The sequence below is a fragment of the Veillonella denticariosi JCM 15641 genome, from assembly GCF_002959855.1.
Lineage (GTDB): Bacteria > Bacillota > Negativicutes > Veillonellales > Veillonellaceae > Veillonella > Veillonella denticariosi.
This window is the reverse complement of record NZ_PPDB01000007.1, coordinates 721,156-733,146: the sequence shown is the minus strand read 5'-3', so window position 1 is coordinate 733,146 and position 11,991 is coordinate 721,156. Positions and strand designations below refer to the sequence as shown.

The following is an 11,991-nucleotide window of genomic DNA, read 5'->3' as shown; positions in this document are numbered from 1 at the left end:
GTTATTATGAAAAGTTTACAGAATCAATCATTTAAAACAATGCTTCAATATACACCGGATGAAATCAAGTATTTTCTAAAACTTGCGGCTCAACTTAAGGCGGATAAAAAAGCGGGTACGGAGGTAAAGACATTAACCGGGAAAAATTTTGTTCTTATCTTTGAAAAGGATTCCACACGGACTCGTTGTGCCTTTGAAGTCGGGGCTGCAGATCAGGGGGCGCATACGACGTACCTCGGACCAAGCGGATCTCAGATGAATAAAAAGGAGTCTTTAAAGGATACGGCTCGTGTATTGGGTTCCATGTATGATGCCATCGAATTCAGAGGTTTTGCGCAAGAAGATGTAGATACATTGGCGGATTATTCCGGTGTGCCTGTGTGGAACGGCCTTACAGATATGGATCATCCCACACAGACCTTGGCCAATTTCTTGACTTTACAGGAGAATATGGATAAACCGTTGCATGAAATTTCTTTTGCCTATGTAGGACATGGGCAATCGAATATGTGCAACGCTCTGATGAGCGGCGCCGTCAAAATGGGGATGGATTTCAGATTGATCGGACCTAAAAAATTCTGGCCGGCCGGACTGTTCTATGAAGAATGCCTCAAGGTGGCGAAGGAGACCGGTGCGACCATTACCGTTACGGATGATGTGGCGAGCGGCGTTAAAGGCTTAGATGTTATCTATACGGGTGTATGGGTGACGATGGGCGACACTTACGATATGTGGGAGGAACGTATCAATACATTCAAACCGTATCAGGTAAATGCAAAGATGCTGGAACTGACGGAAAATCCAAATGTTAAATTCTGTCATTGCTTACCGGCGTTCCACAATACGGAAACACAGGTCGGTCACGATATCTTTGAACGATTCGGCATGAACGGTATAGAGGTGACGGAAGAAGTCTTTGAAGGTCCTAATTCTCTTGTGTTCCAAGAGGCGGAAAATCGCCTTCACACGATTAAGGCTGTTATGGTTGCCACATTCGGCGACTATCCAATGAAATAAATTCTTTGCTTTAAGCGATTATGAGTATAGTTTATTCAGCATGGCAGAGAGTGCCGTGAACAAAGAGCAGGTTTGATCACCGATATAGAGGTGAGAATTGAGGTGTAGTATGGCATCGTATAAGGTGTTTATCGTCGGTCATGAAGGGACCACGGGGCTCCGGATTCATGAACGGTTGTCCGACAGAAAAGATATTGAATTATTGGCTACCGCCGATGAGGATCGTAAAAATATTGAAGCTATCAAAGCGGTAGCTAAGAATGCAGATATCGTATTTCTTTGTTTGCCGGATGCGGCATCCAAGGACATTATGGCGGCCATCGGTGATTTGCCGTGTAAGGTTATCGATACATCGACGGCTTTCAGAACGAATGCGGACTGGGCCTATGGTTTTCCTGAACTTGGTGAAAGCTACAAAACAGCGATTGCTACAGAAAAGCATATCGCAAATCCCGGATGTCATGCGAGCGGCATGATCGCCTGTATCGCACCGCTTATAAAGGCAGGACTTGTACCGGCTGATTATCCGTTTACCATCACATCACTAACGGGATATAGCGGCGGCGGTAAGAAAATGATCGGACAATATGAGAGCGAACCGAAGGATTACTTCCTGTATGCGCCACGTCAATATGGCCTTGGACAACAGCATAAGCACTTACCGGAGGTGCAGCATGTGTGCGACCTCAGCGAGGCTCCGATTTTTATGCCCATCGTTGACGATTATTATTCAGGCATGGAGGTCACCGTCGGTATTCACAGCCGATTATGTCAAAAACCTATCAGTATAGCTACGGTGCAACATACATTGACTGACTTTTACAAGGACAGCGTCATCGTAAACGTGGCGACATTTGATGAAAATAGCAATAGCGGTATGCTCAACGCCAATCAGATGAGTAATACGGACAGCATGAGAATCCATGTGACGGGTAATGACGACCGCATCATGGTTCATGCGATTTTCGATAATTTAGGTAAAGGTGCGTCGGGCGCAGCCGTCCAATGCATGAATATCGCGTTAGGCTTACCGGAGGAAACCGGATTGGAATTAGGCTAGAGGGGACATCATGAATAATGTAACAAATGCGATGCGGGCACATATTTTGACGGCGGCCGTTCCATATATAAAACAATATACAGATCAATATGTTGTCGTTAAGTACGGCGGGAATGCCATGACCGATGAGGCGTTGAAAAAGTCCGTTATGAAGGATTTACTGTTGCTCCAATTGGTGGGGGTGAAAGTTGTTCTCGTCCACGGCGGCGGTCCCGCCATCAACAGCACATTAGATGCTATGAACATAGAATCTCATTTTTCGAATGGTTTACGCGTCACCGATGAACCGACTATGGATGTGGTACAAATGGTTTTAGCCGGCAAGGTGAATAAAAGCCTCGTGGCGGATCTTGTGGATCTCGGCGGCAAGGCTATCGGTCTTTGCGGTGTGGACGGCAATATGATTCAGGTGCACCGACAGGATGAAACACTCGGTTATGTAGGGGCCATAGATTATATCGACACGACAGTTATCGATGATGTTATCAGCAAGGGTTATATTCCTGTCATATCTTCTATCGGGATGGGGAAAGACGGCAAGACCTATAATATCAATGCAGATACGGTGTCCGCAAAAGTTGCTGGAGCTCTTAAAGCGGAGACGATGGTTGCCATGACCAATATTGACGGTGTTTTGCGTGATGTAAATGACCCGTTATCGCTGATTTCAAAGATTACCGTGTCGGAAGCGGCTCAGCTCAAAGCGGACGGCATTATCGCCGGCGGTATGATTCCGAAGGTGGACTGCTGCTTAGAGGCCATTGAAGCGGGAGCTCAAAAGGTATTTATTATCAACGGAGAAATACCGCATGCTATCTTGATTGAATTGTTGACAGATGAAGGCCTTGGCACGATGTTTGTAGCCGGCTAACATGTTTTCGGTAAGGTCATTATTCTGTGTAATATAGGTGTATATCCGATAAGTGGTTTATAGGATACAGGTATCGATAAGGATCGTACGATTGGAGGATATGATGAATAGTACAACAGATTTTGAAAAACAGGATAAAGAATATATAGCCAATACGTATGGCCGTTTCAATGTATGTTTTGAAAAGGGGAAAGGCTCTTTATTGTGGGATGTCAACGGTAAAGAGTATATTGACTTGGGGTCCGGTATCGGCGTTACCGCATTCGGTGTGGATGACGAAGCGTGGTCCGATGCGGTGACGAAGCAGGCTCATGCTCTTAATCATGTATCGAATTTATATCACACATTACCGCAAATCGAATTGGCTAAACAGTTATGTGCCAAAACGGGCATGAAGAAGGTGTTTTTCTCTAACTCCGGAGCGGAATCCAATGAATGTGCCATTAAGGCGGCTCGTAAGTACAGTCATGATACATATGGGGACGGTCGTAATGTAATCGTCACGCTCGTCAACAGTTTTCACGGGCGTACCGTAACGACATTATCCGCTACGGGACAAGATGTATTTCATCAGCATTTCTTTCCTTTTACGGAGGGATTCGTTCATACAGCTGCCAACGATATAGAGGCGGCACTGCAGGTGTTATCAAATCCGAATGTATGCGCCGTCATGATGGAACCGATTCAAGGTGAGGGCGGAGTTATGCCGCTTGATGCGGAATTTGTGCAAGCCGTTACAAAATATGCTCATGAGCACGATCAACTGGTTCTTATCGACGAGGTGCAAACAGGGAACGGCCGGACAGGCACCTTGTATGCGTATGAGCAGTTCGGTATTGAGCCGGATATCGTGTCTACCGCTAAGGGACTTGCCGGAGGTTTGCCAATGGGGGCCACACTGTTTAATGAAAAAACGCAATATGTACTCACTGCCGGCGCTCATGCCACTACGTTCGGCGGTAATCCTATCTGTGCGGCGGCCGGAAATACCATTATCAGTCGATTGACGCCGGAATTTCTCAAAACCGTTAAAGCTAAAGGGGATTATGTAAAATCCGCATTGGCGGGAAAACCGGGAATTGTCGATGTCAGCGGTATGGGCTTGATGCTCGGTATCGAAACGACCGTCGATGTGAAGGATGTAATCTTGAAATGTTTAGAACGAGGGGTTGTCGTACTTTCAGCGAAAAACAAGGTCCGTTTATTGCCGGCTCTTAACATTCCTCAAGAGCAGCTGGAAAAGGCGGTTGCAGTTGTGGCTGATGTTATTGAAAGTCTAAGTAAATAAACCGTGTAGAGATAATAAACATTGTAGACTTTATACAATATTCGTGATACTCTAAAAGAAATATAATGAATGGAGGACTATCATGAATACAGAATCCTTACGCAACGACGTACTAGTGCCTGCAGTAGCTAAAACATTGGATATTGCAAGCAAAGCAAAACCGACCAAAGACGAAGTTTGTACTACATTAAAAATTACAGTTGCTGTAGCAGCGGCCACAGCTGTTGTAACCTTTGCGGTACAGGCGGTATTGCGCAACCGATAAGAAATTAGAAAACGACAGGTTTTTGCCTGCCGTTTTCTTTTACGTTAGGCCTTTTATTCCTGATAAAAAGGGGAAAATAGGGGATTAATAGAGAAAGAGATAGAATATGCATAGTCGTGATTTGATTGAACAATATAAAACCTATGTACAGGAATGGAGACGGTACTTTCACAGACATCCGGAACTAAGTAATGAAGAATTCGAAACGACGAAGACCTTGGCTAAAGAATTGGAGTCCATGGGCGTTGAGGTGCATGTTGATGACGTGCGCAAGACGGGGCTCATCGGTATCATTCGGGGGGCTAAACCGGGCAAGGCGATAGGTTTGCGTGCCGATATTGATGCGCTGCCTGTGCAGGAGCATAATACATGCGAATATAAATCCGAGGTAGATGGCAAGATGCATGCGTGCGGTCATGACGGGCATATGGCGATTCTCTTAGGGGCGGCTAAAATGCTGATGCAGATGAAGGATCGTTTGGAGGGAGATGTATACCTCGTATTCCAACCGGCTGAAGAAACCGGCGGTGGTGCACCGGAATTTATTAAATTCGGTGACTGGTTTGAAAAAATTGACGCCATTTTCGGCGGTCATGTGTGGATTGATTTGCCCGCCGGTCTCGTATCTGTTGAAGCGGGGGAACGCATGGCGGCGAGCAGCCTGTTTTCTATTAATGTAAAGGGAAAACAAGGCCATGGAGCTCAGCCGCATCAGGCCGTTGATGCGGTGGTTGTGGCCAGTGCCATCGTTCTGAATCTGCAAACGGTTGTATCCCGTAATGTAAGCGCCCTTGATTCCGTAGTGGTCACAATCGGAAATATTCATTCCGGCTCGGAATGGAATGTGATTCCCGGAGAGGCGACAATGGGCGGAACCGTTCGCTTCTTTGATCCTCATCAGGAGGAGTATATCGTCGATCGAATGCGTCAAATCGTGGAACATACGGCCCTTGCCTATGGCGCGGAGGCGACATTAACCTATGAAAAACGGGTTCCTCCGACGATTAATGATGAAAGTTGCAGCGCTCTTGCTGAACAGGTGGTTATCGATACGCTCGGTGCGGATAAACTGTCGAAAATGCGTAAAGTGATGCCCGGAGAAGACTTTGCGTGGTATTTACAGAAAAAGCCGGGATGCTTTGCATTTATCGGCATTCAAAACCCTGATGTAGATGCCGTCTATGATCATCATAACAATCGATTTAATATGGATGACTCCGTACTGTCCGCGGCATCCGCGGTGTATGCGGAATATGCGATTGCATGGTTACAGCGGAATAAATAGTTTGGTTGTTAGGGGGTATCATCCCCATTATTAATGTCTACATCCTGTATTTACTTATGTTTAAGCCCTCAATTGAACGTGTTTCTGTTTGTACCGAAGCTGCTTCACGATAGTGTTTTGATGAGTTTATCGTTAATATTTTTTGGAAATAAACCTCTTTACATTTTCCGTAAAGAGGTTTATTATATTCCAATATTAATCATATTGTAGTTAAAATGGTTTCCTGCATGGCGCATGTTTTCGTGCTCTGCGGATAAAAAGGACCTTCCTTTGCCGGGCGATTCTAGAAGCCAGAAAGGATGCAATGAACGATCAAGTTTCTATTTCAAGAGCAAATATCCGCGGTGCTTTCGGGGCGTTTTTTATCCCCGGTATGTATACGGCCTTATGGGCCGGTTTTGTTCCTTATTTAAAGGTGAAGCTCGGCATCGGTGAGGATGTATTGGGTTCTATGATTTTGTTGCTCGGTGTAGGTTCTTGTGTGTCTATGGCCGTAGCGGGTAAAATGGTAGAAACTTTGGGGTGCAAGAAGACGGTGCTTATCGGCAGTTTTATCGGTATGTTGTCCCTTGCCGTCGTGATTATGTGTTCCACCATTTTTGAAACGACGGTGGCGTTATTTTTCTTTGGTATCGGCGTAGGGCTCAGCAGCTCGTCCGCTAATTTGCAGGCGATTCTCACTGAGAAGGTGAGCAAAAAACATTTGATGGGCGCTTATCACGGCGGATGGAGTCTGGGCGGCTTTGCCGGGGCCGGCGTGCTGCTCGTACTTTTAAAAATGTTATCCTTGCCTGTTGATAAAAGTATCTGGGGACTACTCATCATATTGTTCATCGCTATTGTTGTCATCAGTCGATTCATGTTGCCCTTTGGGACAGATCCAAATGCAAAAACGGTAAAGAAATCTAAAAGTCCTTTATCGTTTCATCCTATTGCGGTTATTTTCGGCCTTTTATGTTTCGTGTCGTATTTGGTGGAAGGCGCAGTAGGGGACTGGAGTGCGTTATATCTTCATGAAGATAAAGGAATTCTTATTCAAGAAGCCGTAATGGGGGTTATGCTTTTTAATGGCACCATGTGTATCGGCCGGTTGCTTGGCAACACTCTTGGTAAGCATTTATCCTCTAAACAGGTTGTGGTAGGCGGGTACTTGCTAGGTGCTGTTGCAATGGGGCTCATCGTCGCATTGCCGGGGCACGCATCCATGTATACCTATTTACTCTTAGGTATCTCCTTAGCGATGATCGTACCGAATTTGTTCTCCGCAATGGGGGAACAGAATGTTATTCCTATGACGCAGGCGGTGGCGACATCGACTATGCTCGGCTATATGGGGATATTGATGGGCCCTGCATTAATCGGGTTTATCGCTCATGGTACGAGCCTTACTGTGGCTTTCATCGTGCTTACCTGTTTGCTTGTGGTGAGTGCGGCTATCGGAAAATATGCATATATTATGATGAATAAGGTGGAAGAGACCGAAATGTAGTTTATCGGTTTAGACTTAATAGAATTAAGACATACGTAACTGAATATCATCAACTAATTTAATATTATTAAGAACAAATAAGTATTAGATACTATAAATTCATACATCAGGTAATACAAAAATAAAAACCATAAGTCCTGGACGAGCTTTGATAAAGCTAGTGTCGAGGCTTATGGTTTTCTTTTTGTATTTTTCTGTTTAATTAGCGATCGCCGTTAAAGATGGAGTTCTTAACAAGTACATAATCTACTTTTCGAATCGCCTGTAAGGTTGTGCCGCCCGCATAGGAGATTGCGGATTGTAAATCCTGTTCCATTTCAATCAATGTATCGAAGATGGATCCTTTAGAAGGGATGAAGATTTTTTTGCCTTCCACGTTTTTGCGTTCTCCTTTTTGAAATTCGGAGGCGGAGCCGAAGTATTCTTTTACAGCTTGACCGTCAACGATTTTTTCTTCTCCGGGGGATTCTTCGTGACCGGCAAAGAGAGAGCCGATCATGACCATGGTAGCTCCGAAGCGGATGGATTTTGCGATGTCGCCATGGTCGCGGATACCGCCGTCAGCGATTATAGGTTTTGTGGCCGCCTTTGCGCACCAGCGCACCGCTGCCAGCTGCCAGCCTCCGGTACCGAAGCCGGTTTTTAGTTTAGTAATGCAGACTTTACCGGGACCGATGCCTACCTTTGTCGCATCAGCACCAGCGTTTTCAAGTTCGCGTACCGCCTCCGGTGTCCCCACATTGCCGGCGATAACAAATGTATTCGGTAAGTTCTTTTTAATGTATTGAATCATATCAATAACTGCATTGGAATGACCGTGTGCAATATCGATTGTGATGTAATCGGGTGTTAAATTTGTTTGTTTGAATTCGTCAACTAAGGCGAACTCTTCTTTTTTTACACCGATAGAGATAGAAGAATATAGTTTAAGGTCGTGCATGCGTTTTACAAAGTCCATACGACGTTCAGGTTGGAAACGATGCATGATATAGAAATAGCCTTCACGTGCTAATTTTTCAGCCAACGCTTCGTCGATGATGGTCTGCATGTTAGCAGGAACTACCGGTAATTTGAAGGTGCGGTTACCCAATTTAACATGTGTGTCACACTCGCTACGACTGTTGACGATACATTTATTAGGAATCAGTTGCACGTCTTCATAATCAAAGATGTTCGTTGTATTGATCATAGTTTCTATATCTCCTTCGAGTTACTACATAATGAACCTGTACCATTATACAAGAGAGGAGGAAAATTTTCAACACATTCCGAATATTTGATTGGTGTAGCTTGAATTCTGTAGTACAATACAGATAGACTGTATTTAATGATATTAATAAGTTCACTTTACATAGGAGGTCGATACAGATGGGTCAGTCTAAAACGCGTATGCTTGCCGAAGCCGGTGTAGCTATCGCCATTGCGCAAGTCTTATCATTTATTACGATTTTCCACATGCCTCAAGGGGGCTCCATAAAGGCTGCCTCTTTGGTACCGCTCATGATTTTTGCGTATCGCTGGGGCGGGGCGCGCGGTATCTTTGCCGGCGTCGTGTACGGTATTTTGCATTTTATTTTGGGATTCAAGTCATCTGTGCATTATTTGAGCATTATTTTGGATTATGTAGTCGCTTACGGTGCCATCGGTGTATGCGGTTATTTTAAGGATTCTTTCACAGGTCTTATCAGCGGTTCCGTCGTGGCTATCGCATTGCGCTGGTTGGCATCGGTTACGAGCGGTGCTGTCGTATTCGCCAGTTATGCGCCACAGGGGCAAAATCCATGGATTTATTCGATGGTGTACAATGCATCCTATATGGTGCCGGACGGTATCATAAATATCGTTGTTTTATTGTTTATATACCAAGGGGTAAAACGAGGGTTAAAACGTCGTGAGTGAGTTAGGTTTAATTATTTTAGCCGGTGGTTTGAGTACGCGGATGGGGCGACCTAAGGCTCTGTTACCGTGGGTTAATGGTGAAAGTCTCATTTCACATGCTTTGCGCAAGGGGTTAGAGGCGGATGTTAAAGATATTATAATTTCCGTCGGTGATGATGATCGATTAGGACTTGCCATTCAAACTCATATCATTGATACTTTATCGAACAATGAGAAAGAGAGAGTTTCCATTGTTCGGGATTCTGTGAAGCGCTGCGGTCCGTTAGGTGGTCTCTATAGTGCCTTGTCCGTCGGGGCGAGCCCTGCCTATGCGGTGATGGCTGTAGACATGCCGTTTATGGATGTGTCTCTGTATTATGAATGGTTATATAAAGTCGACGAAGATGATTGGAATGCTATTGTTCCAATCGGCTGTAGCGGACAACGTGAGCCTATGGCGGGCATATACAGACCGTCTATTGTACCTTTGTTGCAAGCCGTTATCGCCGGAGATGATGTATCTTTGCGTCATGCCATCGATATAATCGGAGCCGTGGAACTGATTGATGCACAGGATCAGAGTCATGCATTGCGAAATGTAAACAGATTTGAAGATTATCAATGGGCTCGGGCTTTAGCTGAAAATGAATTCCGCCGGGTACCTTTAATCAGCGTGGTCGCGTCAAAACGTAAAACGGGTAAGACTACCGTTGTGACGCGCCTTGTATCCGAGTTACGACAAATCGGGTTATCCGTTGGTGTTGTAAAAAGTGATAAACACGGCTTTCAGATGGACCATGAGGGAACAGATACAGACCTTGCCTATAAAGCGGGGGCTGATGCTGTTGCTATTGCAGGACCTACTGAAACAGCGATTCGCATACGTACAAAAGAACAATCAAACTTGTATGAAATATCACAGTTTATGCCCGTGGATATAGTTATACTAGAATCGCGGTCTCAAGGGATTGCTCCTATTATAGAGGTTACCCAAGAGGGACATACGGAAGCGTTTATCTCGGATTCCATGGACCGAGTGGCGACGATAGAAATTGGCAAGTTAGATCGAGACGTACCTGAACTGGTACGCCACATACAGGAAATGATGAGGAGTTTAGATGGCCGTCGTTACTGTCGAGGAGGCTCTCCAATTATGGGATGAGGCCTTACAAACGCAAGTTCATAAAGTAGAAACGATTGATGTTCAGGCTGCAAAGGGCTATGTATTGGCTCAGGATATTATAGCTCCTACAGATGTACCTGCCTTTTCAAAATCTGCTATGGACGGATATGCCGTTGCCTATGAAGCAGGACGTAATAAATATATCGTTGACGGTATTATCGGGGCCGGTGTCGTGTGGGAGAACCCTGTCGAGCCCGGTCATGCGGTACGTATCATGACGGGGGCACCTATCCCTCATACATGTGATACGGTTATCATGCAGGAACAGGTAGTCGGCACAGGTGAACCGCACACGACGATTACGATTCAAGGAAGATATCACCGTGGTGATCACATCATCCCGCAAGGTGAGGAGTGTGTTGCCGGTACTATTGTGATTCCTCAGGGGACGGAGGTAACATCTACGGTACAGACTGTTTTAACGGGGCTCGGGATTACCGATATATCTGTTAATGCAATGCCTCGCGTGTTGGTTCTTACCTCCGGTCATGAGGTTATTGAGCCAGGTGAAAGTTTAACACCTGGTAAAATCTACAATTCTAATCGAGCTATGATATGCGGGGTGTTGGAGGACTTAGGCTTTCACAAGATAACCCACTATCACGTAAGCGATGCTCCTGAGGAACTGGACTCCGAAATCGATCATGTTTTGAAACTTAGTGAAGATGCTGATGTTATCATCAGTTCCGGTGGTGTATCGGTAGGCCTTTTTGATACGATGCCTCTTATTTATGAAAAGTTAGGGGCTAAATCCATCTATGCCCGTATTCAGATGCGACCGGGCGCGGCATCCTATGGTGCAGTTACACCGAAAAGTCAGATTATTTTCGGCTTGTCCGGAAATCCGGGGGCTGCCTTTAATGGATGGCATTTAATCGTAGCACCGACCTTGAAGCGCTATAAAGGGTTGTCTAACTGGACGACTCCGGTGGTGGCTTGCGTAATGGATACAGAAATCTTTAAACGTAATGCTTTTGACCGCTATGTACAAGGAAAAGTGATATTCGGCGGTGGGGCTCCACGCTTTGTTGCCAACCGTCACTTTAATAGTAGCAGTATGTTAGGTCTATATACTGTTAATGCGTTGGCATGTATTCCGCGAGGTATACATGAAGTACATCCCGGTGATACGTTCGATGTGTATCTGTTAGGGCTGTTACCGGCGATTTAAAGCTATTATGCAGTCATATAAGGAGTGATTTTTATGAGCAAAACTTTTACAAAAAATATTCCTGTTAACGAAATTTTACATCTAGCAGATGTACTGGAGTATAAGGCCGGCCAAGTTATCAGTATTACCATTGCTCAAAATGAACGCCTCAGCATTACATTATTTGCGTTGCCGAAGGGGGAAGAAATTTCTACGCATATAACAGTGGGGGATGCCATTGTGCAAATCCTTGATGGAGAAGCACATATCGTTGTCGGCGATACGGAACACACCGTAAAAGCCGGCGAAACATTGATCATGCCGTCTGAAGTGCCTCATAGCCTCGATGCTCGTGAAAACTTCAAGATGTTGTTGACCGTAGTTAAATAAATATATCATAATAAATGCATCCCTATTAATTTTAGGGATGCATTTATCTTTATTTGAAAAAGGTAGCTTTTAAACTTAGTATTAATTACCCACTTGTTTGATTGTTGGAGCGATT

General features: G+C 45.0%; 12 protein-coding genes. 11 read left to right on the top strand and 1 reads right to left on the bottom strand.

Annotation, left to right across the window (positions count from 1 at the left end; translation table 11 throughout):
* Positions 1-6 precede the first annotated feature (6 nt).
* From argF to VEHSUH05_RS08915, 7 genes are all read left to right on the top strand, one after another.
* Positions 7-1,017 carry an ornithine carbamoyltransferase gene (gene argF / locus VEHSUH05_RS08945; protein WP_105091360.1) on the top strand — a complete coding sequence of 337 codons (1,011 nt, stop codon included), beginning with the start codon at positions 7-9 and terminating at the stop codon, positions 1,015-1,017.
* 109 nt (positions 1,018-1,126) lie between these two features.
* Positions 1,127-2,077: an N-acetyl-gamma-glutamyl-phosphate reductase gene (gene argC, locus VEHSUH05_RS08940; protein WP_105091359.1), complete on the top strand. Its 951-nt coding sequence runs from the start codon at positions 1,127-1,129 to the stop codon at positions 2,075-2,077.
* A 10-nt stretch (positions 2,078-2,087) separates the two neighbouring features.
* The gene (argB, locus tag VEHSUH05_RS08935) at positions 2,088-2,948 is read left to right on the top strand and encodes an acetylglutamate kinase (protein ID WP_105091358.1); all 861 of its coding nucleotides are present in this window, start codon (positions 2,088-2,090) and stop codon (positions 2,946-2,948) included.
* A 103-nt stretch (positions 2,949-3,051) separates the two neighbouring features.
* A complete protein-coding gene (locus VEHSUH05_RS08930) occupies positions 3,052-4,236 on the top strand; it encodes an aspartate aminotransferase family protein (RefSeq protein WP_105091357.1) in 1,185 nt (394 codons plus the stop codon).
* A gap of 82 nt (positions 4,237-4,318) precedes the next feature.
* Positions 4,319-4,501, top strand: a complete 183-nt coding sequence (locus VEHSUH05_RS08925) for a hypothetical protein (protein WP_038115843.1) — start codon at positions 4,319-4,321, stop codon at positions 4,499-4,501.
* A 106-nt stretch (positions 4,502-4,607) separates the two neighbouring features.
* Entirely contained in the window at positions 4,608-5,786 is a 1,179-nt protein-coding gene (locus tag VEHSUH05_RS08920; protein WP_105091356.1) for a M20 metallopeptidase family protein, read from the top strand.
* Between the two features lie 304 nt (positions 5,787-6,090).
* Positions 6,091-7,275, top strand: coding sequence for an MFS transporter (locus tag VEHSUH05_RS08915; protein WP_105091355.1), 1,185 nt, complete (start codon positions 6,091-6,093; stop codon positions 7,273-7,275).
* 202 nt (positions 7,276-7,477) lie between these two features.
* Here VEHSUH05_RS08915 and VEHSUH05_RS08910 read toward each other — a convergent pair whose 3' ends face one another.
* Positions 7,478-8,464 carry a GMP reductase gene (locus tag VEHSUH05_RS08910; RefSeq protein ID WP_054674588.1) on the bottom strand — a complete coding sequence of 329 codons (987 nt, stop codon included), beginning with the start codon at positions 8,462-8,464 and terminating at the stop codon, positions 7,478-7,480.
* Positions 8,465-8,643: 179 nt separating this feature from the next.
* On the opposite strand from VEHSUH05_RS08910, the gene thiT reads away from it, so the two are divergent.
* The 4 genes from thiT to VEHSUH05_RS08890 are packed head-to-tail and all read left to right on the top strand — an operon-like array spanning position 8,644 to position 11,876.
* A complete protein-coding gene (thiT, locus tag VEHSUH05_RS08905; protein ID WP_038115835.1) occupies positions 8,644-9,174 on the top strand; it encodes an energy-coupled thiamine transporter ThiT in 531 nt (176 codons plus the stop codon).
* The gene (mobB, locus tag VEHSUH05_RS08900) at positions 9,167-10,315 is read left to right on the top strand and encodes a molybdopterin-guanine dinucleotide biosynthesis protein B (protein ID WP_038115833.1); all 1,149 of its coding nucleotides are present in this window, start codon (positions 9,167-9,169) and stop codon (positions 10,313-10,315) included. The genes thiT and mobB overlap by 8 nt, the downstream gene beginning before the upstream one ends.
* Positions 10,272-11,507 carry a molybdopterin molybdotransferase MoeA gene (locus VEHSUH05_RS08895; RefSeq protein ID WP_105091354.1) on the top strand — a complete coding sequence of 412 codons (1,236 nt, stop codon included), beginning with the start codon at positions 10,272-10,274 and terminating at the stop codon, positions 11,505-11,507. Before mobB ends, VEHSUH05_RS08895 begins: the two co-directional genes overlap by 44 nt.
* A 33-nt stretch (positions 11,508-11,540) precedes the next feature.
* Positions 11,541-11,876 carry a cupin domain-containing protein gene (locus tag VEHSUH05_RS08890; RefSeq protein WP_105091353.1) on the top strand — a complete coding sequence of 112 codons (336 nt, stop codon included), beginning with the start codon at positions 11,541-11,543 and terminating at the stop codon, positions 11,874-11,876.
* Positions 11,877-11,991: the final 115 nt, after the last annotated feature.

What these genes read in the sequence shown, in the direction of transcription:
- argB (WP_105091358.1), top strand. Translation starts at nt 2,088, where the DNA reads ATGAATAATGTAACAAATGCGATGCGGGCACATATTTTGACGGCGGCC.
- VEHSUH05_RS08890 (WP_105091353.1), top strand. Translation starts at nt 11,541, where the DNA reads ATGAGCAAAACTTTTACAAAAAATATTCCTGTTAACGAAATTTTACAT.
- argC (WP_105091359.1), top strand. Translation starts at nt 1,127, where the DNA reads ATGGCATCGTATAAGGTGTTTATCGTCGGTCATGAAGGGACCACGGGG.
- VEHSUH05_RS08910 (WP_054674588.1), bottom strand. Translation starts at nt 8,464, where the DNA reads ATGATCAATACAACGAACATCTTTGATTATGAAGACGTGCAACTGATT.
- VEHSUH05_RS08915 (WP_105091355.1), top strand. Translation starts at nt 6,091, where the DNA reads ATGAACGATCAAGTTTCTATTTCAAGAGCAAATATCCGCGGTGCTTTC.
- VEHSUH05_RS08925 (WP_038115843.1), top strand. Translation starts at nt 4,319, where the DNA reads ATGAATACAGAATCCTTACGCAACGACGTACTAGTGCCTGCAGTAGCT.
- argF (WP_105091360.1), top strand. Translation starts at nt 7, where the DNA reads ATGAAAAGTTTACAGAATCAATCATTTAAAACAATGCTTCAATATACA.
- VEHSUH05_RS08930 (WP_105091357.1), top strand. Translation starts at nt 3,052, where the DNA reads ATGAATAGTACAACAGATTTTGAAAAACAGGATAAAGAATATATAGCC.
- thiT (WP_038115835.1), top strand. Translation starts at nt 8,644, where the DNA reads ATGGGTCAGTCTAAAACGCGTATGCTTGCCGAAGCCGGTGTAGCTATC.
- VEHSUH05_RS08895 (WP_105091354.1), top strand. Translation starts at nt 10,272, where the DNA reads ATGGCCGTCGTTACTGTCGAGGAGGCTCTCCAATTATGGGATGAGGCC.
- VEHSUH05_RS08920 (WP_105091356.1), top strand. Translation starts at nt 4,608, where the DNA reads ATGCATAGTCGTGATTTGATTGAACAATATAAAACCTATGTACAGGAA.